Annotated in this window: 18 protein-coding genes; 7 read left to right on the forward strand and 11 right to left on the reverse strand. The window is 67.7% G+C overall.

What is annotated here, in order from left to right:
* Nucleotide 1 precedes the first annotated feature (1 nt).
* Genes tagF through ASE66_RS33470 form a run of 3 tightly spaced genes read left to right on the forward strand, consistent with a single transcriptional unit; the run spans nucleotide 2 to nucleotide 3,464 of the window.
* Nucleotides 2-706, forward strand: a complete 705-nt coding sequence (tagF, locus tag ASE66_RS27595) for a type VI secretion system-associated protein TagF (protein ID WP_057192895.1) — start codon at nucleotides 2-4, stop codon at nucleotides 704-706.
* Nucleotides 703-1,500: a PP2C family protein-serine/threonine phosphatase gene (locus ASE66_RS27600; RefSeq protein WP_082613765.1), complete on the forward strand. Its 798-nt coding sequence runs from the start codon at nucleotides 703-705 to the stop codon at nucleotides 1,498-1,500. Before tagF ends, ASE66_RS27600 begins: the two co-directional genes overlap by 4 nt.
* Entirely contained in the window at nucleotides 1,497-3,464 is a 1,968-nt protein-coding gene (locus ASE66_RS33470; protein ID WP_057192896.1) for a serine/threonine-protein kinase, read from the forward strand. Before ASE66_RS27600 ends, ASE66_RS33470 begins: the two co-directional genes overlap by 4 nt.
* A gap of 123 nt (nucleotides 3,465-3,587) precedes the next feature.
* Here the strand turns inward: ASE66_RS33470 and ASE66_RS27610 are convergent, their stop codons facing one another.
* The 5 genes from ASE66_RS27610 to ASE66_RS27630 form a co-directional block, all read right to left on the reverse strand.
* Nucleotides 3,588-3,866, reverse strand: coding sequence for a hypothetical protein (locus ASE66_RS27610; protein ID WP_057192897.1), 279 nt, complete (start codon nucleotides 3,864-3,866; stop codon nucleotides 3,588-3,590).
* A 114-nt stretch (nucleotides 3,867-3,980) separates the two neighbouring features.
* On the reverse strand, nucleotides 3,981-5,570 hold the full coding sequence (locus ASE66_RS34055) for a transglycosylase SLT domain-containing protein (protein WP_057192898.1): 1,590 nt from the start codon (nucleotides 5,568-5,570) through the stop codon (nucleotides 3,981-3,983).
* 68 nt (nucleotides 5,571-5,638) lie between these two features.
* A complete protein-coding gene (locus ASE66_RS27620; protein WP_057192899.1) occupies nucleotides 5,639-7,204 on the reverse strand; it encodes a methyltransferase domain-containing protein in 1,566 nt (521 codons plus the stop codon).
* A gap of 50 nt (nucleotides 7,205-7,254) precedes the next feature.
* Nucleotides 7,255-8,427, reverse strand: a complete 1,173-nt coding sequence (locus ASE66_RS33475) for an OmpA family protein (protein WP_082613766.1) — start codon at nucleotides 8,425-8,427, stop codon at nucleotides 7,255-7,257.
* Between the two features lie 131 nt (nucleotides 8,428-8,558).
* A complete protein-coding gene (locus ASE66_RS27630; RefSeq protein WP_057192900.1) occupies nucleotides 8,559-10,076 on the reverse strand; it encodes a caspase family protein in 1,518 nt (505 codons plus the stop codon).
* A 141-nt stretch (nucleotides 10,077-10,217) separates the two neighbouring features.
* Between ASE66_RS27630 and ASE66_RS33480 the strand changes: the two genes are divergently transcribed.
* The 4 genes from ASE66_RS33480 to ASE66_RS27655 all read left to right on the forward strand — a co-directional run bounded on the left by ASE66_RS33480 (nucleotide 10,218) and on the right by ASE66_RS27655 (nucleotide 16,126).
* Nucleotides 10,218-11,474, forward strand: coding sequence for a DUF4399 domain-containing protein (locus ASE66_RS33480; protein ID WP_082613767.1), 1,257 nt, complete (start codon nucleotides 10,218-10,220; stop codon nucleotides 11,472-11,474).
* Nucleotides 11,471-11,941 carry a DUF4399 domain-containing protein gene (locus ASE66_RS27645; RefSeq protein ID WP_057192901.1) on the forward strand — a complete coding sequence of 157 codons (471 nt, stop codon included), beginning with the start codon at nucleotides 11,471-11,473 and terminating at the stop codon, nucleotides 11,939-11,941. Before ASE66_RS33480 ends, ASE66_RS27645 begins: the two co-directional genes overlap by 4 nt.
* A gap of 59 nt (nucleotides 11,942-12,000) precedes the next feature.
* Nucleotides 12,001-13,770, forward strand: coding sequence for an SUMF1/EgtB/PvdO family nonheme iron enzyme (locus tag ASE66_RS27650; protein ID WP_057192902.1), 1,770 nt, complete (start codon nucleotides 12,001-12,003; stop codon nucleotides 13,768-13,770).
* A 190-nt stretch (nucleotides 13,771-13,960) separates the two neighbouring features.
* A complete protein-coding gene (locus tag ASE66_RS27655; protein ID WP_057192903.1) occupies nucleotides 13,961-16,126 on the forward strand; it encodes a caspase family protein in 2,166 nt (721 codons plus the stop codon).
* A gap of 75 nt (nucleotides 16,127-16,201) precedes the next feature.
* Here ASE66_RS27655 and ASE66_RS27660 read toward each other — a convergent pair whose 3' ends face one another.
* The 6 genes from ASE66_RS27660 to sufB form a co-directional block, all read right to left on the reverse strand.
* A complete protein-coding gene (locus tag ASE66_RS27660; RefSeq protein WP_244495099.1) occupies nucleotides 16,202-16,540 on the reverse strand; it encodes an SUF system Fe-S cluster assembly protein in 339 nt (112 codons plus the stop codon).
* A gap of 77 nt (nucleotides 16,541-16,617) precedes the next feature.
* Nucleotides 16,618-17,856: a cysteine desulfurase gene (locus ASE66_RS27665; protein ID WP_057192904.1), complete on the reverse strand. Its 1,239-nt coding sequence runs from the start codon at nucleotides 17,854-17,856 to the stop codon at nucleotides 16,618-16,620.
* Between the two features lies 1 nt (nucleotide 17,857).
* Complete coding sequence (locus ASE66_RS27670) at nucleotides 17,858-18,067, reverse strand: tautomerase family protein (protein ID WP_057192905.1); 210 nt, start codon at nucleotides 18,065-18,067, stop codon at nucleotides 17,858-17,860.
* Complete coding sequence (locus tag ASE66_RS27675; protein ID WP_057192906.1) at nucleotides 18,067-19,416, reverse strand: SufB/SufD family protein; 1,350 nt, start codon at nucleotides 19,414-19,416, stop codon at nucleotides 18,067-18,069. The genes ASE66_RS27670 and ASE66_RS27675 overlap by 1 nt, the downstream gene beginning before the upstream one ends.
* The gene (gene sufC, locus ASE66_RS27680; protein WP_057192907.1) at nucleotides 19,416-20,168 is read right to left on the reverse strand and encodes a Fe-S cluster assembly ATPase SufC; all 753 of its coding nucleotides are present in this window, start codon (nucleotides 20,166-20,168) and stop codon (nucleotides 19,416-19,418) included. The genes ASE66_RS27675 and sufC overlap by 1 nt, the downstream gene beginning before the upstream one ends.
* Before the next feature lie 135 nt (nucleotides 20,169-20,303).
* Nucleotides 20,304-21,776 carry a Fe-S cluster assembly protein SufB gene (gene sufB, locus ASE66_RS27685; protein ID WP_057192908.1) on the reverse strand — a complete coding sequence of 491 codons (1,473 nt, stop codon included), beginning with the start codon at nucleotides 21,774-21,776 and terminating at the stop codon, nucleotides 20,304-20,306.
* Nucleotides 21,777-21,816: the final 40 nt, after the last annotated feature.

Raw genomic sequence — 21,816 nt, forward strand, 5'->3', positions numbered from 1 at the left:
CATGAGCTGCGGATTGTTCGGGAAGCTTCCCGGCAAGCGGGACTTCATCGCGTTGAATGCGCCCACGACTTTCCTGTCGGTCTACGAGCGCTGGCTCCAGGGCGGGCTCACCGCCAGCCGGCTCGAACTCGGCGCCGGCTGGCAGGACGCCTTCCTCAACGCGCCGATCTGGCGCTTCTGGTTCGGCAGCGCCTTCTGCGGCACCACCGCTGCTGGGGCCTTCATGCCCTCCGTCGACGGCATCGGCCGCTATTTCCCGCTGACGGTCTTCGCCCTCGCCGGCCCCGGCGCCGCGATCCCGCCGCCCGAGCTCGACCCACAGGACGCCTGGTTCGCGCAGGCGGAGGACTTCCTGCTGCGCGCGCTCGAGCCCGAGGCGAGCTACGAGGCCGTGGCACATGCACTCGGCGGGCTCGCCATGCCCAATGACGACCTCAAGGCGGCCCCGCCCGCCGAGATGGTCCGGCTCTCCGACGGCACCATCGTCAGCGCGCTCGATTCGGCCAGCTTCCCGTCCCGGCTGTCGGCGCTGCGCGTCGAGGACCATGCCCGGTCCTATGCCCATGCCAGCTATCTCTGGACCATCGGCGGCGACGATTTCGAGCCGCTCGCTCTGGTCGGCCAGGGCCTGCCCAGCCCCTATCTCTTCACCGGCCTCCTGACCGGCCGCTTCGACGCCTTCCTCGGAGCGGGATCGACAGCATGAACGAGCATCGCCCCGGCTCCCCCTTCGAGACGGGCGCAATCAGCCATGCCGGGCGCGTGCGCAGCCACAACGAGGACAATCTGGTGGTCCGCCCCGAATACGGGCTCTGGGCGGTCGCCGACGGCATGGGCGGCCATCAGAACGGCGCCATGGCCAGCGCGACCGTGGCGACGAGCCTCTCCGCCGTCGGCGCAACCGGCTCCGCCGCGGAGCTGCTCGACAAGCTCGAACGGAGCGTGGTCGAGGCCAATGCGGAACTGCGCCGCAAGATCCGCGAGAACGACGGCGCCACCATGGGCGCGACGCTGGCCGTGCTGCTCGCCCATGGCCGCCATTTCGCCTGCGTCTGGTGCGGCGACAGCCGCATCTATCTCGTCCGCCACGGCTATATCACCCAGGTCTCGCGCGACCACACCGAGGCGCAGGACATGATCGAACGGGGCCTTTTGACCGTCGAGGAAGCACGGACCTGGCCGCGGCGCCACGTCATCACCCGGGCCATCGGCGTGCATGACCGGCCCGAGCTCGAGATCGACCATGGCGAGCTCGAGAACGACGACGTCTTCGTGCTCTGCTCGGACGGGCTCACCGACCATGTCCGCGACGAGGAGATTCTGCACGCAGCCATCTCCGGCGGTGCCCAGGCCGCCAGCGACGCCCTGCTGGCGCTGACGCTGGAGCGCGGCGCCACCGACAATGTCACCGTGATCGTGGTGCGCTATCATCATGACGGCGGAAGCGAAAAGACGCGCTGGGTGCCGAACATGCGCCAGCGCAGGAGCGATGCGCCATGAGCGATTCCGACCGCACCGTCTTCATGCCACGCACGGGCCTGGCGCCCGGCGTGCGGCTCAACGGCATCTACGAGATCGAGCGCCTGATCGCGACCGGCGGCATGGGCGAGGTCTACCAGGGCCGGGCCATCCAGACCGGCGACGCGGTCGCGATCAAGATCGTCCGCTCCGACATGGTCCAGGACGCCAATGTCATCACCCTGTTCCGCAACGAGGCGTCGGCGCTGCACAACCTCTACAACGAGGCGATCGTCCGCTACTACGTCTTCACCGTCGACCCGGCGACACAGGCGACCTATCTCGCCATGGAGTTCGTCGACGGGCAATCGCTCTCCGACCGCTTGAAAGATGGCCCGTTGCCCCTGGAGGAGGTCGACCTGCTGCGCCGGCGCATCGCGTCGGGCCTGCAGGCCGCCCATCTGCTCGGCATCACCCATCGCGACGTCTCGCCGGACAACATCATCCTGCCGGGCGGCCAGGTCACGCGCGCCAAGATCATCGATTTCGGCATCGCCAAGTCGAAGCTGGCCGAGAAGACGGTGATCGGCTCCGGCTTTGCCGGCAAATACAACTACGTCTCGCCTGAGCAGCTCGGCCTCTACGGCGCCGAGGTCACCGGCAAATCCGACATCTACAGCCTTGGCCTCGTCCTCGTCGAAGCGCTCGGCGGCCGCCCGCTCGACATGGGCGGGACACAGATGCAGATCCTCGAAAAACGCCGCCGCGTTCCGGATCTCTCAGCCATCGACAAGCGCATTCGCCCGCTCCTGGCGCGCATGCTCGCGCCCGATCCGAAGGACCGCCCGGCCGACATGGCCGAGGTCGCAGCTTGGCAGGCCAAGGGCAGCGCAAGCTCAGGCGGTGGTGGCGGACGCAGCTTTCCCTGGCCGTTGGTCGCCGGGGTCGCGGCACTCGCGCTCCTCGCCGGTGGCGGTTTCGTCGCCTGGCAATTGCTCGGCGGAGCCGCCCCGGTCCAGCAGGCGCTGAACAATCCGCCCCCCGCACTAAATGACGATCGCCCGCAGACTCCCTCTGGCACGGGATCGAGCCCCCCGCCGCCTGAGCTCACACCCGCGAGCCCGCCGCCGGCCAATCCGGCTCCCGCACCGCAGCCGACGAGCCAGAACGAGCCGCCATCTCTCCAGCCCCCGGCGGCGCCCACGCAGACTGCGCCGACGCAGGCCCCGCCTTCTCCGCAGCCGCCCACGCCTGCCCCGCCGGAACTCAACCCGACACCGACGCCACCTCCGACAAACCCGGTATCGACGACCGGGCCGAAGCCGACACCGACCGTGCCACTGCCGACGCCGTCCTCTGCTCCGGACCCCGAGCCGCGGACCGCCGCCGAGCGGACCGAGCGCTATGTCACGACCTATGAGGGTGGCGCCTGCTTCTTCCTGTGGCCGACAGCGATCGCCGACAAGCGCACCACGGTCGAAGGCTTCGGCAGCACGGCCGAACCCTTCGTCAGCTTCGACGCCGCCTTCAAGAAGGCGCAGGGCTACGAGGCGCAGATCAGCCTACGCACGGTCACCGCGGCGCAATGCCCGATGGTCGACTTCCTGCGCCAGCTCGGCCGCGGCATCGACCGCAGCCCGGTGATGCAGATCGGCGCCTTCACCATGCGCAGCGGCGACACGCTTTCCGGCTCGGTCGAGAGCGATCCGGGCAAGAATCTCGACATCCTGCTGATCGGCGATGACGGGCTGGTCTACAACCTCGCCAACTACACCCGCCGCGAGGGTGGCAAGGCGACCTTCAGCCTGAAGCTGGAATCGACCGCCGCCTCGGGCGCCCCGGTCAGGCCGCAGACCGTGCTCGCTCTGGTGAGCCCGGCGCCGCTGCCGACGCTGTCGGGCCCAAACCCAGCTCCGGCCGGCGACATCTTCCCCGGCCTGCGCCAGGACCTCGCCCGCGTCGGCGGCAAGGTCGGCGTCGGCATCAAGTATTTCAGGATCGAGTGAGGGTAACCGTCATTCTCGGGCGGCGCGTAGCGCAGGCCCGAGAATCTCAGGGCGAGACGGCACCAATAAGAGGCTCCTCCGGGCCGAGATGCTCGGCTCAAGGCCGAGCATGACGCAAGGCCGTCAGTCCTCGCGGTAGAGCTCGCCCCACTCGTCCTGCCAGAGCCCGTCGGCATCCAGGACGACGATCGGCGCCTTGATCTCGTTGGCGAGGCGGACCGCCGAGCGGAAACCCTCGATCGGCTCGAGCTCGTCGCTGACGAAGTCGTTGGCGAGATGGCCGGCGGCCAGATCCGCCGGGCAGGCGATGCTGGCGAAAGTCTTGCCGTCGCGCTGGCCGAGGCTCAGCGTGATGGCATCGGGTTGCGGCTCATCGACCTGTTCGAACCGGTTCTTCGCCATCGTCGTCTCCTCGCCTCTGCGATCGGTTGATCATGGGCCAGCACCGCCTTCGCGGCAAATCCGCTGCGCCCGCGATCGCCTTGGCCCGGCTTGGCGGCAATTCGCCGCCAGCTCCTACTTCTGTGGCGGCCGCGCCGGCGCCACAGCGGGCCCGCGCACGACCTTGTAGCGGTCGAGCCTGACCTTGATCATCTCGTCGAACTTCTTGTGCACCTCGGAGACCGAGAGCGTCTTGGTCTCGCCGCCGGACTGGGCATAGAAGATCGGGCGATTGGCCTCGGCCGGCCGCGGCAGCAGCGCGGCGGCGCTGGCGCCCGGCGTCTCCTCCATCGTCTCGATGAAGGTCTGCGCCGCATCCGGCCCGAGGAAGTGGATCAGGTAGATCTCGCCGCCGGTGAGATGGCGCCCCATCGCCTTCTCCAGCCTGAGCGTGTCGCGCTTCAGCATCTCCCCGGCGAGCAGGGCCGAGAGATAGGGCTCGCGCCTGAGGTCGAGGATGCGCTGGCGCTCGTTCGCGTCGGCGATCACGAACTGCCGGCCGCTGCGCGTGACCAGCGCGGCCTCCGCGTTGAGCCCGTGCTTGCGGCCGAACTCGAAGATCACGCCGAGCCAGGTCTGCTCGATGAACTGGTAGAGCCCGGTGGCCGAGGAGGTCTTCGCCTGAACCGCGGTCGAGAACGAGGATTCCTTGTCGGCGACCGCCATCAGCAGGGTCGGGTCGGCCCCGACGACGCGCCCTGCCCTGACGATCATCTCGACCAGGTGCCGGCGGATCTTGATCGGCCCGAAAGTCAGGACCTGGTTGGGATCGCCGGCATAGTTCACGGGCGCCTGCGGCAGCTGGCTTCGCGGCGCCGCGATCGGAGCACCCGGCTTACCTGATGAGGTCGGCGGCACCAGGATGATGTTGGACGGCGGCATCATCGGGATCGGCAGCGCCGGCTGGTTCGGCGTCTCTGCCGCAACTTGCTCCTTGATCGCCGCGAGCGACGGATCGGCGTTCAGCGCGAACTGTGTCGCCTGCCTGGCAGCCTCGAGGTCGCCCTCGACCGAGGACAGGATCAGCGAAGGCCGGGTCGGCGCCTTCAGCGAGGGCGCCTCGACGCTTTCCATCGGCTCGAAACCACCGGTCACCTCGGTGGAGCCGGGCTTCAGCGTCGCGACCGCGACACCGCCGGCGATCGCCAGCACGAGCGCCCCGCCACCGATGAGGGAGACGAGCCGAAGCCGCGAGCCGCCGTCAGCAGCGGCGAACGGCACGCCGGCAGCGACGTTGGTGGCATTGGCGGAGCCGGTCACCGACTTTTGCGCCATCAGAAGCCAGTCCGGCGCCTTGCCATCCTTGCCGGCTGTCTCCTGCAATTCGGCGATCATCCGGCGCGCCTGCTGGGCCGGGACATCCGCCTCGCGCTCCAGCGTCGTGGCAGCGCCGCGCGCGCCCTGTTCGGTCAGCGCCTTCAGCGCGAAGAACCAGAGCTGCAGCGAGATCCGCCGGCTCTCCAGCGGCGTGCCCTTGCAGGGCGAGACGAGGAAATTGCAGTGCGGGCAGGCATAGGCGCGCATCTTCACCCGCGGCGCGAAGGCCGAGGTCTTGCCGCAGGCGGAGCAGGTGAGCGTGATGCCGCCCTGCCGCGTCTGCATGATGGTTTCGAGGCAGGCATCCTCCTGGAATGCGGCCTGAAACTGCTTGAAGCGCTGCCCCATCCTTCGCTACCGCTGCTGCCGCGCCCCGCAATACGCAGCCGATGCGGGTCCGACAAGCTCAGAGGCCATTATTCTGCCAGCAAGGCCAGCCGCGCGACATCCTGCAAATGCATGTCGACTTCGGCCGCCGTCGCCTGCTTCGGCAGCGCCGGGCCGCCGCGCCCCGACGCATGCGCCTCGCTCAGGAAGGCATTGATCTCGTCGAGCAGCATCGCCGGCGTCCGCGTCCCGTCCAGCAGACTGACGAATTTGCGCACCACCACCCCGTCGAGCGCGACCGCGCGATGGCGCAGATCGGTGACCTCGTGGCTGGTCAGCGCCTGACGCCGGGCGAGCGGGCTCGCAACCGGCCGCTCGCTGATCCGCGTCGCCAGACGGTGCGGCTCCAGCCTGATCTCGATGAGGCCGGCGCGATAGATCGCGGTCAGCGCCTCGTTCAGCCGCGCGATCTCGCGCTCGCGATCGGGGCCGACGCTCCCCCCGGCCTCGCGCAGCGCCAGGGCGACCACTTCCGCGTAGCCGATATTGCCGGGCCAGGCCTTGCCGAGCGCCCGTAGCGCCGCCTTGGCCACCGGCAGGTCGATTGCGAGACTGACACCATCCGCGAACAGGAAGCTCACCGCTCCCGGCCGCTTCTCGTCCGTCTGCTCCTCCTCCCGGACATTGGCGGCGAGGTGATAGGGCGCGAAGCTGAAGCCGGAGAGACCGCGATGCAGCGCGATATCGGCGCGGCAGAGCAAGGTCTGGCGGAAGCAGCGGCCGATCAGCAGGTCGAGCGCCTGCTCCTGCCGCAATGGCTCGGAGAGCGGAATCGTATTCAGCACCTGCTGCGCCGGCCCGCGCGCACCGCCGAAATTGTTCGGGAAGGAGGTCTCGGCCAGAAACTGCAGCCCTTGGAGCTCCGCCGCCGCCAGCACCTCGTGCAGGGCGAAGGCGCGCGCGCCGGGGTTGAGATCGTCATGATAGAGGACGTTGTCCGGAATATCCTCGATCTGCTTGGCCCGCTCGCGCAGCGCCGCGCCATGGAAGGTCTCGGCATCGGTCGCCTCGGCGAAGCGCTTGATCGCTGCCCTCGCCACCCTGACCTTCTCGATGGGATCATCGATATCGCGCGTCTCGAACAGCATGACGTCGCGGGCGATATCGCGCAGCCGGCAGCCCGGCAAGGCGTTGTAGCTGACATAGGCGATGCCTTTCGGCGCCAGCAATTCGCCGAAGAGTGCCATGATCCGCTCGCGCACCGGCTGCGGCACCCAGGAATAGACGCCGTGGACGAGGATGTAGTCGAACTGGCCGAGCGTCGCCGTCGCGGCCATGATGTCGAGGTGATGGAAGCTGAGATTGGTGAACCCCAGCTCCGCGGCCTCCGCCTTGGCGCGCGCGATCGCCCGCCCGCTCAGGTCGATGCCGACGAACTCCGCGCCCGGGTATTGCAGCGCCATCGGGATCAGGTTGCCGCCGCTGCCGCAGCCGAGCTCCAGCACCCGCATCGTTGCGGTCGGCGCCGGGGTCATGCCGTGGATATGCGCGATCGTCGCCAGATGCGCCGGATGCGTCTGCGAGAAAGCGTGCCCGGGATAGGCGACCGCGTCGTAAGGGGTCGTCGCCAAGTCTTTCAAGGCCATGTCGTTCATCGAGGAAGCCCGCTTATCCTGCTGAAATCGTTGTGCATTCTGCGGCGCGGTCAGCAGCCGATCACCTTGAACTCGACCCGGCGGTCGAGCGCATCGCTGGCGTCGTCCTTGCCGGTGCCGATCAGGTTCTCGTTGTAGCCGCGCCCGGTCGCGAGCATGCGGCCCCGGCTGTCGGGTGCTCCGGCCTGGAGCAGATCCATCACATATTGCGCCCGCAGCACGGAGAGCCGCTCGTTGACCTGCGGCAAGCCGGTGCGCGAGGTGTGGCCGACGATCTCGAGGCAGGCGCCCTTCTGCTTGGCGCGGGTCGCGATCTGGCTCAGCCACATCGGATAGGGCTCGGTGACCTGGGGATTGGCGATGAACTGGGTCGAGCCGGGCTGGAACAGCAGCTTGACCATCAACTGGTTGCCGGTGAGGCCGCTGTCGACAAGGTCGCCGAAGGCCTCGACCGCATCGTCCTTGCGCCCGAGCCTGCTGGTCGCGAGATAGGCGCCGATGCGGACGCGGTGCTGGTCGCCGCCGGGCAGCGCCCGCGCGGTCCGGTAAAAGGCGAGCGCCTCGCGAAAATGCCGCGCCTCATATTCGAGGATGCCGTCATTGATCAGCGCCGCGATATTGAGGCGCTCGGCATAGAGCGGATCGATGGGATCGCCGAGCTTCGTGCCTTGGCACGTCTTGATATAGGCCTCGGTCGACGGATCCTTCGACCATATCGGCGCGTCGCGATAGTAGGTCGTCGGCGTGACATCGACGCCTTCGGGCTTGGCCCGGGCGACGCCCTTGGACACCACTCGTTTCGATTTCAGGTCGAGCAGAGTCAGGCAGATCCGGTAGGCGTCGCGCGCGCCGCCGGCGTCGCCGGCATTGTTGACCGCGGTGAAGGTCCCAACCAGCACCGCCGGATTGCGCGCCAGCACCTCGGTCGAGAAGGGCTGCGCTTGGAAGCGCGGATAGGATTTGCCGACCAGCTCGATCAAGGTCTGCTGCATCGAGCGCGTCGAGGTCGATTGCGCGCCGGAGATGCCGTCGATCAGTGGATCGATCACCAACTCGACGCGCGCCCCTTCGAGCTGCGCCTTCGAGAACAGATCATTGGCCGCCCGCTGCAGCGCCTCCGGAAACGGGACGGGCGTCGGAGCCGGTGGCGTCTGAGCAAGGGCTGCGGCCGGTGACGCCAGCAGCGCCAGCAGCGCAAAACGGACGAGCGGAGAACGACGCATCGAAGCCCCCAGTTGCATCCTGTCCGGAGCGGTGTCCGGTTCTCGCTAGAGCAATTTCAGCACAACTGCGAAGCGGTTCTGCGTCCGCACCTGCGTGAAACCAAAGAGACGGAGCCCGCTCCGGCGCACCGTCAGCGGCAATTCTTCGGGACGTTGCCATCGCCGAGCTGGGCTCGCATCAGCGCGTCGGTGCAGTCGGCCGCGCCACCATTGCCCGGCCGGCGCCGGCTGTTGCGCGGCTCCGGCTGAGCTTCGACACCGCCGGTCAGGATGCCGGTCGACTTGCGGTCGAGCACGACTCGCGGCTGCTGGATCTCGCGCGGCTCATGGCGCTGCGGGCGCGTGCCGGGAGCGGTCGGCAGCAGCGGCTTCTGCGGGGTCGGCAGTTCGGTCACGCCGCCGGAGTTCATCCGCGTCGCCACGGCCTTCTCGCGGTCCTGGCGCTCCTGCGACAGCTTGGCCTTCTCCGCCTCGAGCGCGGCGAGCTCCTGCTCCTTCTTGGCGAGCTCCTTGGCGAGGCGGTCGCGCTCGTTCGCATCGGTCTGCTTCGCTGGAGTAGCATCGCCCGGCTTCGGCACGGCGCGCTCGGTATCCGCGGTCTTGCCGGCGTCGCGCCCGGCAAGATCCGTCGCCGCTCTGATGCGATCCTTCTCGGCCTGCTGGACCCGCTCCATCAAAGCCTTCTCCTTCGCCGCGAACTCCTGCTCAAGCTTCTCGCGCTCACCGGAGGCGAGGCCGCGGCGCTCGATCAGATCGAGCCGGGTCTTGGCGTCGACGGCGAAGAAGCTGGTCGGAAAGCGCTGGATGAAGGCCTTGATCTCGGCAGGGTTGTCGCTGCTGCGCAGCTGCTTCCAGATATCGGCGTCGGTCTCCTCGCGGTTGAGGTAGAAATCGCCGAGCAGCGAAAGCGAGAGCTCCGGCGTCTGCTTGCCGCCGGTGGAATCGTAGACCGCCTTCTGGACGCGGCGGAACATGGTCGCGATCTCAAGGCCGGGCTGCTTGATCTCCTGGACCAGCGCCGCGGTGAACGGGCTGTTGCGGCCGGCGCCGTCGGCGGCGACGTCGTTCGCCTGCGTCGCATAGGCGGTGACCATGCCCTGCGCCTTGACGATCGGCGCCAGGCCGGAGCCGACCGACATGCTGCGCGTCGTCGTCTTCTTCGACAGCTGCGCGAGGAAGGGATTGTTGCGGCAGGCGTCGAGCACCATGATCTTGACGCCCTTGGCGAAGCCCAGCGCGGTGGTCACTTCGCTGAGCTTGACCGTCTCGTACTGGACCGAGACCTCGTCGTCGATCTTGGCCTCGACCGGAACCAGGAAGTTCTCGCCGTTGAACTGGAAGCCGTGGCCGGCATAGTAGAACATCACCGCGTCGGCGTCCTGGGCGAGGCGCGCGAAGCGCGACACGGCGGCATCCATGCCGCGCTTGTCGAGATCGACGCCGTCGACCACCTCGAATCCGACCTTGCGCAGGGCCTCGGCCGTATCGCGTGCATCATTGGGCGTGTTGGGCAGGACGGGCGCGTTCTTGTAGGCGGAGTTGCCGATCACCAGCGCGACGCGGCGCTCCTGCGTCTGCGCCAGAGCCGGCAGCACGACGAGCTGGGCAAGAAGAGCGACCAGTGCGCAAAATCTGACGGCTGCAGTCATGGCACCATTCCTTGCGTCACCCTAAAGAAAGCGACCCCGAAAATCCAGTTCTATCCGCCTGTCATGACAGGCGGTTTGCTTGCTCCCCTCTCGGCCGGCTGCTAGCTTTACGGCTATCACGCGCCGCGAGGAAGAGCGTCGATGCGGGGTCTTCGGCTACACCTGATTGTCGGGGTTACGGCCGTTTTCGCGGCGACGGCTTCGATCGGCTTCGCGCAGGAGCGCGCCCGCCCGCGCAGCCCCGCTCCCGCCGGGGCGAAACTCACCTTCGTCGACCTGCAGAACAATGCCCGCATCGCCAGCAAGACGACGATCCGCTTCGCCGTCAGCGGCATGGAGATCGCGCCGGCCGGGACTGTGCGCCGCAATGCCGGGCACCACCATCTCCTGATCGATACCGAGCTGCCACCGCTCGGCCAGCCGATCCCGAGCGATTTCAACCACCTGCATTTCGGCGGCGGCCAGAGCGAGGCGGAAATCCTGCTCTCGCCCGGCCGCCATACGCTGCAGCTTCTCTTCGCCGACCACGACCATGTCCCGCACGATCCGCCGGTGATCTCGGAGAAGATCATCGTCGAGGTCATGGCCGCGCCGGAGGAGAAGCCGCGCACGGCCGCGGCGCCCAATGCCAAGGTCTTCTTCCCCGGCCTGCAGGACGGCGCTGTGATCCCGCCGCGCTCGCTCGTCCGCTTCGGCCAGGAGAACATCGCGATCGCCCCCGCCGGCACCAGGCAGGACAATGCCGGCCACCATCATCTCCTGGTCGACACCGAGCTGCCGCCGCTCGACCGCGAGATCCCGAGCGATTTCAACCATCTGCATTTCGGCCGCGGCCAGACCGAGACCGAGCTCACTTTGCCGCCCGGCGAGCACACGCTCCAGCTCCTCTTCGCCGACCATGAGCACGTCCCGCACGACCCGCCGGTGATGTCGCAGAAGATCAGGGTGCGGGTACAAGCAGCCTCGGTGACGGCCCCGGCAGCGGCTGCGCCCCCGCCCGCCCGCGCCGCCTCGGGCCGGACGCCGGCGCCCAACGACGCCTCGGTCTATTTCATCTATCCGCGCGACGGCACGCGGATCTTCGCGACCTCGACCATCCGCTTCGGCTTGCGCAACATGGGCGTCGCGCCGGCCGGCGTCGTCAGGCCCAACACCGGCCACCACCATCTGCTGGTCGATGTGGCGACGCCGCCGCTCGACGTGGCGATCCCGTCCGATCTCAACCATATCCATCTCGGCAACGGCCAGACCGAGCGCAAGATCACCCTGCCCCCGGGCGAGCATACGCTGCAGCTCATCCTCGGCGACGACCAGCACGTCCCGCACGATCCCCCGATCATGTCCGAGCGCATCACGATCTATGTCGGCGCGCCCGCCAAGCGGAGGCCGCGCCGATGACCATTGGCACTCGCCTTCCCGCCTCTCGCCATCACGCCAAGGCCGCGACGCTGCTCCTGCTGCTCGCGGCGCTGGCGCCGACAGCCGCTCCGGTCTTCGCGCAGACGAGCCCGCGCCAGCCGGCGCCGCGCAACGCCATCGTCTATTTCCACTATCCGCTCGACGGCCTGCGCGTGCCCGAGCGCTTCACCGTGCGGATCGGGCTGAAAGAGATGGGCGTCGCCCCGGCCGGCATCGACAAGCCCGGCACCGGCCACCATCATCTGCTGATCGACACCGATCCCGGCCCGCCGGACCAGCCGATCCCGTCGGACTACAACAACATCCATCTCGGCAACGGCCAGACCGAGGTGGTCGTCACGCTGCCGAAGGGCACGCATACGCTGCAGCTGCTACTCGGCGATCACACGCATACGCCGCACCAGCCGCCGGTTATGTCTCAGAAGATCACAGTCTACGTCAGATGAGGGATCGATGCGGGCTGGCCGCATCGCCAAGTCGAAGGCCACAGCGAAGGGTGAACGCCATGTCCTGGTATCGTTGCCTCGCCGTCGCTACGCTGGCCCTCCTTGCGCCGCTCGCCCCGGCCCTCGCCCAGGGCGGCGACGGCCAGCCGCCGCGCATTGCCCTGGTGGTCGGCAACGCCGCCTATCGCACGGCCCCCCTGGCCAATGCCGCAGCCGATGCCCGCGCCGTCGCGGATGTGCTGCGCCAGGGCGAGTTCGACCTCGTCAGCATCGAGAACGCCGACCGGCCCGCGCTCGAGCAGGCGCTCGCGACCTTTCGCGGCAAGCTCGCGCGCGGCGCCCAGGTCGTCGTCTTCTATGCCGGACACGTCGTGCAGTCGCGCGGCCGCAACTTCCTCGTCCCGGTCGACTCCGCGCCACGCGGCCCGGTCGAGGTCGCGCGCGAGACCATCGACCTGGACCAGCTCATCGACGCGCTGATCGTCAGCCGGCCGGCCAGCGCGCTGCTCGTGCTCGACGCGGCGCGCGACAATCCCTGGCAGGCCGGGCTCGGCGCCGGCAAGGGCCTCGCCCCGATCGAGCCGATCGAAGCGGTCGCGATCATGGCGCCGGTCGCGCCAGGGCGGATAACGACCGAAACACCCGGCCGCGCCAACCCGGCGATCGACGAATGGCTGAAGGCGATCCGCACGCCGGGTCTCGACATGACGACGGCCCTGAACCGCACCCGCGACGCCGTGAGCCGGACGACGCGGAAGGCCCAGCAGCTCTGGATCTCGTCCCTGCCTCCGGCCGGGCTGGTCGTCACGCCGACCGGCCGCCCGGTCGCGACCGCGCTCAACACCACCCGCGCCATCATCAGCGCGCCGCCGCCGCCGGGCCCGCAATCCGACCAGCTCGGCCCTTATGAGCTCTCCTTCTGGGAGACTGTCAGCAAGAGCCAGAACCCGGACGAGTACCGCGCCTATCTCGAGGCCTACCCGAATGGCCGCTTCGCCGGGCTCGCCCGCACCCGCGAGCAGTTCTACCGCAGCCGGCTGCAGCCCGCGGCGGCCACCCCGGCACCGGTCTCGACGGCCCCTGCCCCTACCCCAGCTTCTTCCACCGGTTCGCCGGCCAAGACCGCTCGCGACTGCGACGACTGCCCCGAATTGAGCCTGATCCCGGCGGGCAGCTTCGAGATGGGCTCGAACGAGATGTTCGAGTTCGAGAAGCCGGTCCACGCCGTCGCCATCGCCAGGCCGTTCTATCTCGGCACCGACGAGGTCACCTTCGCGCAATGGGATGCCTGCGTCGCCGAAGGCGGCTGCAGCCATCGCCCGGGGGACCGCAATCTCGGCCGCGGCAAGCGCCCGGTCACCGACATCCACTGGAACGACGCCAACGCCTATGCCGTCTGGCTCTCCTACAAGACCGGACGCAAATACCGGCTGCCGACCGAGGCCGAATGGGAGTACGCCGCCCGTGGTGGCACGGCGACAGCCTATCCCTGGGGCAATTCGGTCGACAAGGAGATGGCCAACTGCATCGGCTGCAACACGCAGCCACGCCGGCAGGCGAGCGAGGTCGGGCAGTTCCCGCCGAATCGTTTCGGCCTGCGCGACATGGCCGGAAACGCTGCCGAATGGGTCGCCGATTGCTGGAGCGAGAACTACCGGTCGGCGCCGCGCGATGGCAGCGCCTATGCGCCCGCCGGCTGCCGCGAGCGCGTGCTGCGCGGCGGCTCCTTCAACAACGACCCGCGCTATCTGCGTTCGGCCGCGCGCTTCAAATACGAAAGCGATGTGCGCTTCTACACCAATGGCTTCCGCGTCGCCCGCGAGCCTTGATCCGGCCCTGCCGGGTCTATCAAGATCTGCCGCGGATCGTGGCAATTTGCACACAGCTGCGAAACTGAGGCCGCTCGACGGCAATTTGTTGTTCTCCTCATGACGTTCCTCTCGGTAAGCTGTCCCGGCTGGTGGAGTGATACGAATCGATAGCGGCTTGGCTTTGAAGCTGGGCCGCCGAGGAGGCGCCATGCCGACCGGCCTGCGGCTACCCATCTGCGTCCTGCTGGCACTCGCTGCCATCGCGAGCGCCCTCGCCCTGACGATCTCGCCAGCCATGGCGCAGCAGCGCCGTTTCGCCTTCGTCATGGGCAACGGCGCCTACCAGAACATCGCCAAGCTGCCGAATGCGCTCAACGACGCCAATGCGACGCGCACCATGCTGCAGGAGGCCGGGTTCGACGTCACCGCCGCGACCGATCTCTCGCTCGCCGGCCTGCGCAGCGCGCTCGACGTCTTCGTCGAGAAGGTGAAGCAGAGCGGCACGGGTGCGACGGCCCTCGTCTATTATGCCGGCCACGCCGTGCAGCTCGACGGCGCCAACTACATCCTGCCGACGGATGTCCGTCCGGAAACCTCGGCGAACATCCCGAACCAGTCGCTCTCGCTCACCGAGATCCTGCGCAAGCTCGACGCTGCCGGCGCCCGGTCGAAGATCGCGATCCTCGACGCCTGCCGCAACAATCCCTTCGCCGCGCGTGAGCTGTCGCGCGGCCTGTCACTGCAGATGGTGGATGGTGCGAACGAGGGCATTCGCAGCGAAGCCGGCCTCGCCCGCATCGATTCCAGCAGCGGCACCTTCGTCGCCTTCGCGACATCGCCGGGCTCGACCGCGGCTGATGGCACCGGCGCGAACAGCCCGTTCACCACCGCCTTCCTGCGCGAGGCGCGCGAGCCCGGCCTGCCGATCGAGCAGGTCTTCCGCCGCATCCGCCTCGCCGTCTACGACACCACCAGCGGCGTCCAGATCCCGTGGGACACTTCCTCGCTGATCACCGATGTCAGCTTCTTCCCGCGTCCGGCCGGCGCCGCCCCGGCACAGCCGGCAGGTGCCCCCGCGGTCGCCGGGGCCGTCCCGCTCGCGGCGCGCCCGACCCCGGCTACGCTGCGCGCCATGTCGCCGGCGGACGCCTATCGCACCGCCATCGCCTGGGATCGCCGCGACATCTATCGCAGCGCCCTCGACATCAATCCGGATGATCCGAACGCCTTGAGGCTGCATCGCATCCTGGCGCAGCGGACCGAGGAGACCGCCTGGTCCGAGACCGTGCTCGCCGGCGATGCCGAATCCTTCAAGCTCTTCGCCCGCCTCTATCCCGGCTCGCAGCATCTGAACGAGGCGTTGCGCCTGGCCGCGAGTGCGCCGAGCCGCAACCGCATCCAGGTCGCCCAGACCTGTCCGGTCTGCCCGGCCATCCAGCCCCGCGTCCGCCGGGGCGAGTATACGCCGCGCTCGCCGTCCCCGGGCCGCCCCGGCATGCCGCGGCAGCCGCAGGCGGCAGCGCCTTCGCTCTATACCCCGCCTTTGCCGGCCATCCTGCCCGACCGGCCGCACTGGACCGGCTTCTATGTCGGCGGCTCGCTCGGCGGCGGCCAGCAGAGCGGACGCACAACCGTCGGCGGCCCCTTTGGAAGTCCGACGGCGACACCGACCACCACGACGACCACCACCACCACCACGACCACCGAGGAGACGGTCATCAGCCCGACTCCCGGCACCACGATCACGACCACGACGAGCACCAGCGCCGTCACGACCATCGGCGTGCCGACGCTCGCTCCCTGGGCAATCGCGCCCTCGGCCGTCCCGCGCAGCCTGACGCCCGATGGCGCCGGCGCGGTCGGCGGCGCCCAGCTCGGCTTCAACTACCAACTCGGCGCGTTCGTCATCGGCGCCGAAACCGACCTCTCCGCCGCGCGACTCGGCGGCAGCAAGAGTACGTCCGCCAACCCCGGCACGCAGTTCACCACCCGCTCCAGCAACGAACTCTCCATGCTCGGCACCGTGCGGATGCGCGCCGGCGTCGTGCTCGGCAATTTCCTGATCTACGGCACCGGTGGCTACGCCTATGGCCTGGTCGAGCAGAAGGGCTCGATCTTGCCCACCAACCTGCAGACCACCTCGGCGGCCAGCGGCTCGCGCTCCGGCATCTTCAATGGCTGGGCGCTCGGCGGCGGCGTCGAATATGCCATCGCGCCCGGCATGACGGTCCGGCTCGACTACACCCATTACGAGCTCGGCCAGAAGCGGATGACGCTGCAAGACTTCACCGGACTGGCGCCCGGCCAGTACGCCACCATGCAGACCCGCACCGCCGGCGACATCGTCAAGGCCGGCTTCAACTTCGGCTTCTGATCAGGCAGCTCGCCTCATGGAAAAGGCCGCGGCATGAGCCGCGGCCTTTTCAGTTTTCGACGATCCTGCTCGATCTCACCACATATCGAGGGCGACCCGGGCCTCGTCCGACATGCGCGACTGGTCCCAGGGCGGATCGAAAGTCATGTTGACGGTGACGCCAGCGATGCCCGGCACGGCGCCGACCGCGTTCTCGACCCAGCCCGGCATCTCGCCGGCGACCGGGCAGCCCGGCGCGGTCAGTGTCATGTCGATCGCCACCTGCCGGTCGTCGGCGATGTCGACGCGGTAGATCAGGCCGAGTTCATAGATGTCGGACGGGATCTCGGGATCGTAGACCGTCTTCAGCGCCGCGACGATATCGTCGGTCAGCCGATCGATCTCCTCCGGCGGCAGTCCACCGCTCGCGCCCATAGTCGGCGCGTTCGGCTTGAGGTCTTCGGCAACGGTGTCGGTCATGGCGATATTTCCATTCGTCACGAGGCGGAGCGTCACGAGAACAGCTCTTCCGCCTTGCGCAGAGCTTCCACCAATATATCGACTTCCTCGAGCGTATTGTAGAGGCCGAAGGACGCACGGCAGGTCGAGGTCACGCCATAGCGCGCCAGCAGCGGCATGGCGCAATGCGTGCCTGCCCGAACCGCGACGCCGGCCCGGTCGATCACCGTCGCGACGTCATGGGCATGGGCACCGGCGAGCTCGAAGGCGATGATCGCGCCCTTCTCCCTGGCCTTGCCGAAGATGCGGATCGAATTCATCTCGCCGAGTCGCTGCATGGCGTAGGCGTTGAGCCTGGCCTCGTGCGCCGCGATGTTCTCGCGTCCGAGCGCCATCATGTAGTCGAGCGCGGCGCCCAGACCGACCGCCTCGACGATAGCCGGCGTGCCGGCCTCGAAGCGATGCGGCGGGTCGTTATAGGTGATCGCATCCTCGCTGACGGTCGCGATCATCTCGCCGCCGCCTTCATAGGGCGGCAGCTTCTCGAGCCATTCGCGCTTGCCCCAGAGGATCCCGGAGCCGGTCGGCCCATAGGTCTTGTGGCCGGTGAAGGCGTAGAAATCGCAGCCGAGCGCCTGCACGTCGACCGGCAGGTGCACCGCGCCCTGCGAGCCGTCGACGACAAGCGGGATGCGATAGGCCTGGCAGATTTTTGCGACCTCGGCGATCGGGACGATGGTGCCGATCGCGTTCGACATATGCGTCAGCGCCACCACCTTGGTGCGCGGCGTGATCAGCTTCTCGAATTCCTCGATGAGGAAGTTGCCGTCCTCGTCGACCGGCGCCCATTTGATCACGGCGCCGTGGCGCTCGCGCCAATAGTGCCAGGGCACGATGTTGGAATGGTGCTCGAGGATCGAGAGGATGATCTCGTCGCCGTCCTGGATCTTGAGATACTGCCCGAGCGAGGATGCGACCGTGTTCAGCGCCCCGGTCGAGGAGCGCGTGAACAGCACCTCCTCGATATGGGCAGCGTTGAGGAAGCGCCGGGCGCTCTCGCGCGCCGCCTCATACGCCTCGGTCGAGGCGTTGGCGAGGTAGTGCAGCCCGCGATGGACGTTGGAATAATCCTCGCGCATCAGCCGCGTCATCGCCCCGATCACCGCTTCGGGCTTCTGCGCCGACGCGGCGTTGTCGAGATAGACCAATGGCTTGCCGTAGACCTCGCGCGAGAGGATCGCGAAGTCCTTGCGGATCGTCTCGACGTCGTAAGGCTTCGCGATCGCGTTCATCTCAGGCCTTTCCGGCAGGCGGGGCGGTCCGGTCGGCGACGAGCGAGCCGGCATGCCCCCAATCCTCGCGCTCGATCTCCTGGATCACGATATGGGTGTTCTGCGGGTTCTTGCCGAGCACGCGCACGAGCGTCTGCGTGAACTCCTTGACGATCTCGGCCTTCTGCTCGCGCGTCGCGCCCTTGGTGATCTGCAGGTTGACGTAAGGCATCAGGCAGCTCCGAGCTTGGGTGAACCCTCGCGCTGGCCGAGCCATGCGTCGATCTCGCGGCCGACGATCTCGCGAACGCACTCGTCGCTGACAAAATCGGCGACCTCGCCGACGAAAGCGGCGAGCACGAGCGCCTCGGCCTGCGGCCGCGGCAGGCCGCGTGCCATCAGGTAGAAGAGTTGCTCGGTGTCGACCTGCGCCACCGTCGCGCCATGGCCGCAGACCACGTCGTCGGCGAAGATCTCGAGTTCCGGCTTGTTGAACATGGTCGCGCCGTCGTTCAGCAGCAGCGCATGGCTCTTCATGCTGCCGTCGACCTTCTGCGAATGCTGGCGGACGATGACCTTGCCCTGGAAGACGCCGGTGCCCTCGCCTTCGATGATGCTCTTGAACAGCTCGCGGCTCTCGCCATGGGCCGCGGCATGATCCATCACCAGCGTGACGTCGGAATGCTCCTGCTTGCGCAAGAGGTTGATGCCGCGCAGCGCCGCTTTGATGTGCTCGCCGCCATAGCGCAGGAAGCTCTGCTGGCGCAGCACACCGCAATTCACCGCGACCGCGACCGAATCGAACGAGACATGCGCCCCGAGCTCGGCGAGCAGCGACTGGACCTGCACCGTCTCGGCACGCTGGCGCGAAACCACGCGTACATGCTCGACCTCGGCGCCCTCGCCGATGACGAAGGACGTCGCGTGGTTGATCTGCACCGGCGCCGGGCCGACGCTCTCCTGCAGCTCGACGATCGTGACCTTGGCGCCGGCGCCGATCCTGACCAGCGAGCGTGAGACGATCGAGGCCTCGCTCTCACCGGAACCGAGGGCCAGCAGCACGATCGGCTGGTCGACCTCGGTGCCGGCTGCGATCTCGATCACGACGCCGTCCTGGGCGAAGGCGGCGTTGAGCATCAGCGCACCGTCATCGCGCGCCACCTCGGGCGGCGTGAAGGCATCTGCGATCTCGTCCGGCGTCTCGGTCAGCGCCTCCGCCAGGCTGCGTGCCGTGATGCCGGCGGGCAGGCCCTGCAGATCGGAATCGGCCGCGCTGAACACGCCGTCGATGGTGACGAAACGGCGGCCGGCGATGGTCTGCAGCGCCAGGCGGTCGGCGATCGCCTGTGACCGCAGCGAGCGGCGCGCCAGCGGCTTCGCTTCGCGCCAGAGCGTGCGCAGATCGGTGTAGCGCCAGGATTCGAGACGGCGATGCGGCAGGCCCTTGGCCTCGAAGCCGGCGAAGGCATCTTCACGGACCTTGCGCATCGCGCCGGCGCCCGGCAATTCAGCCTTTACGTTGGCGTACTGCTCGGCGAGCTGCTGCTCGGCCGCGGTCTTGAGCGGGGTGATGATCGCCATCACGCCGCCTCGCCATAGGCGGCGTAGCCGTTCTTCTCGAGCTCGAGCGCCAGTTCCTTGCCGCCGGTCTTCACGATCCTGCCCTTCGACATCACGTGCACGGTGTCGGGCACGATATGATCGAGCAGGCGCTGATAGTGGGTGATGACGAGGAAGCCACGGTTCTGGGCCCGCAGCGCGTTGACGCCATCGGCGACGATCCGCAGCGCGTCGATGTCGAGGCCGGAATCGGTCTCGTCGAGGATGCACATCGACGGCGACAGCAGCGCCATCTGCAGGATTTCCATGCGCTTCTTCTCACCACCGGAGAAGCCGACATTGAGCGGCCGGCGCAGCATGTCGCGGTTGATGCCGAGCTTGTCGGCGGCAGCGTTGACCCGTTTGATGAAGTCGGGCGTCAGCAGCTCGGCCTCGCCACGCGCCTTGCGCTGCGCGTTCATCGCCGCCTTGAGGAAGGTCATGGTGGCGACGCCGGGGATCTCCAGCGGGTACTGGAAGGCGAGGAAGATGCCGGCGGCGGCGCGGGCATCGGCCTCCATTTCCAGCAGGTTTTCGCCATTGAGCAGGATCTCGCCGTCGAGGACCTCATAATCCGGCTTGCCGGCGATGACGTAGGACAGCGTCGACTTGCCGGAGCCGTTCGGCCCCATGATCGCGGCGACCTCGCCGGCGTTCACGGTGAGGTTGAGGCCGTTGAGGATCTGCTTGTCCTCGTCGGCGATCTTGACGACCAGATTGCGAATTTCGAGCATTGTTCAGTTCTTTCGTGAGCCCTCATCCTGAGGAGCGCGCGCAGCGCGCGTCTCGAAGGATGCGTTTCAGGAGCAAACCCAGCATCCTTCGAGACGCCGCCTGCGGCGGCTCTTCAGGATGAGGGCTGGTAAAAATCAGCCGACCGAGCCCTCGAGCGAGATCGTGATCAGCTTCTGCGCCTCGACGGCGAACTCCATCGGGAGCTGCTGCAGCACCTCTTTGACGAAGCCGTTGACGATCAGCGCCACCGCCTCCTCCTGGGAGAGGCCGCGCTGCTGGCAGTAGAACATCTGGTCCTCGCCGATCTTCGACGTGGTCGCCTCGTGCTCGAAGATCGCGGTCGCGGTCTTGGCCTCGATATAGGGGATGGTGTGCGCACCGCACTGGTCGCCGATCAGCAGCGAGTCGCAGTTGGTGAAGTTGCGCGCGTTCGTCGCCTTGCGGTGGGCCGAGACCATGCCGCGATAGGTCGAGTCGGATTTGCCCGCCGCGATACCCTTGGCGATGATCTTCGAGGTCGTGTTCTTGCCGAGATGCAGCATCTTGGTGCCGCTATCGACCTGCTGGGCGCCGTTCGAGACCGCGATCGAGTAAAACTCGCCGCGCGAGCCGTCGCCGCGCAGGATGCAGGATGGGTACTTCCAGGTGATCGCCGAGCCGGTCTCGACCTGCGTCCACGAGATCTTCGAGTTCTTGCCACGGCAATCGCCGCGCTTGGTCACGAAGTTGTAGATGCCGCCCTTGCCCTCGGCGTCGCCCGGATACCAGTTCTGCACGGTCGAGTACTTGATCTCGGCGTCGTCGAGCGCGATCAGCTCGACTACCGCCGCATGCAGTTGGTTCTCGTCGCGCTTCGGTGCCGTGCAGCCTTCGAGATAGCTGACATAGGAGCCTTCGTCGGCGATGATCAGCGTGCGCTCGAACTGGCCGGTGTTCTGCTCATTGATGCGGAAATAGGTCGACAGCTCCATCGGGCAGCGCACGCCCTTGGGGATGTAGACGAAGGAGCCATCGGTGAAGACGGCGCAGTTCAGCGTCGCGAAATAATTGTCGGTCACCGGCACGACAGTGGCGAGGTACTTCTTCACCAGCTCCGGATGTTCCTTGATCGCATCCGAGATCGAACAGAAGATCACGCCGGCCTGCGCCAGTTCCTTCTTGAAGGTGGTGACGACCGAGATCGAGTCGAACACGGCATCGACCGCAACGCGGTTCTCCGGCGCGACGCCGGCGAGGATTTCCTGCTCGCGCAGCGGGATGCCGAGTTTCTTGTAGGTCTCCAGGATCGCCGGATCGACCTCGTCGAGCGACTTCGGATCGGCGCCCGTCTTCGGCGCGGCGTAATAGTAGATGTCCTGGTAGTTGATCGGCGGGTAATTGACGCGCGACCAGCTCGGCTCGGTCATCGTCTTCCAGCGGCGAAAGGCGTCGAGCCGCCATTCCAGCATCCATTCCGGCTCGCTCTTGCGGGCCGAGATGTAGCGGACCGTGTCCTCGGTCAGCCCCTTGGCCGGCTTGTCGACCTCGATCTCGGTGACGAAGCCGTATTTGTACTCGGTCACGTCGATCGACTTGACCTGATCGATGGTCTCCTGGACCGCTGCCATCTCTACACTCCTGTCGCGGGTTCAAGGCCCGCCGGTTCGG

The sequence above is a fragment of the Allobosea sp. Root483D1 genome, from assembly GCF_001429505.1.
Lineage (GTDB): Bacteria > Pseudomonadota > Alphaproteobacteria > Rhizobiales > Beijerinckiaceae > Allobosea.

Bases quoted from the DNA above. Each gene is read 5' to 3' on its own strand.
- tagF (WP_057192895.1), top strand. From the start codon at position 2: ATGAGCTGCGGATTGTTCGGGAAGCTTCCCGGCAAGCGGGACTTCATC.
- ASE66_RS27600 (WP_082613765.1), top strand. From the start codon at position 703: ATGAACGAGCATCGCCCCGGCTCCCCCTTCGAGACGGGCGCAATCAGC.
- ASE66_RS33470 (WP_057192896.1), top strand. From the start codon at position 1,497: ATGAGCGATTCCGACCGCACCGTCTTCATGCCACGCACGGGCCTGGCG.
- ASE66_RS27610 (WP_057192897.1), bottom strand. From the start codon at position 3,866: ATGGCGAAGAACCGGTTCGAACAGGTCGATGAGCCGCAACCCGATGCC.
- ASE66_RS34055 (WP_057192898.1), bottom strand. From the start codon at position 5,570: ATGGGGCAGCGCTTCAAGCAGTTTCAGGCCGCATTCCAGGAGGATGCC.
- ASE66_RS27620 (WP_057192899.1), bottom strand. From the start codon at position 7,204: ATGAACGACATGGCCTTGAAAGACTTGGCGACGACCCCTTACGACGCG.
- ASE66_RS33475 (WP_082613766.1), bottom strand. From the start codon at position 8,427: ATGCGTCGTTCTCCGCTCGTCCGTTTTGCGCTGCTGGCGCTGCTGGCG.
- ASE66_RS27630 (WP_057192900.1), bottom strand. From the start codon at position 10,076: ATGACTGCAGCCGTCAGATTTTGCGCACTGGTCGCTCTTCTTGCCCAG.
- ASE66_RS33480 (WP_082613767.1), top strand. From the start codon at position 10,218: ATGCGGGGTCTTCGGCTACACCTGATTGTCGGGGTTACGGCCGTTTTC.
- ASE66_RS27645 (WP_057192901.1), top strand. From the start codon at position 11,471: ATGACCATTGGCACTCGCCTTCCCGCCTCTCGCCATCACGCCAAGGCC.
- ASE66_RS27650 (WP_057192902.1), top strand. From the start codon at position 12,001: ATGTCCTGGTATCGTTGCCTCGCCGTCGCTACGCTGGCCCTCCTTGCG.
- ASE66_RS27655 (WP_057192903.1), top strand. From the start codon at position 13,961: ATGCCGACCGGCCTGCGGCTACCCATCTGCGTCCTGCTGGCACTCGCT.
- ASE66_RS27660 (WP_244495099.1), bottom strand. From the start codon at position 16,540: ATGGGCGCGAGCGGTGGACTGCCGCCGGAGGAGATCGATCGGCTGACC.
- ASE66_RS27665 (WP_057192904.1), bottom strand. From the start codon at position 17,856: ATGAACGCGATCGCGAAGCCTTACGACGTCGAGACGATCCGCAAGGAC.
- ASE66_RS27670 (WP_057192905.1), bottom strand. From the start codon at position 18,067: ATGCCTTACGTCAACCTGCAGATCACCAAGGGCGCGACGCGCGAGCAG.
- ASE66_RS27675 (WP_057192906.1), bottom strand. From the start codon at position 19,416: ATGGCGATCATCACCCCGCTCAAGACCGCGGCCGAGCAGCAGCTCGCC.
- sufC (WP_057192907.1), bottom strand. From the start codon at position 20,168: ATGCTCGAAATTCGCAATCTGGTCGTCAAGATCGCCGACGAGGACAAG.
- sufB (WP_057192908.1), bottom strand. From the start codon at position 21,776: ATGGCAGCGGTCCAGGAGACCATCGATCAGGTCAAGTCGATCGACGTG.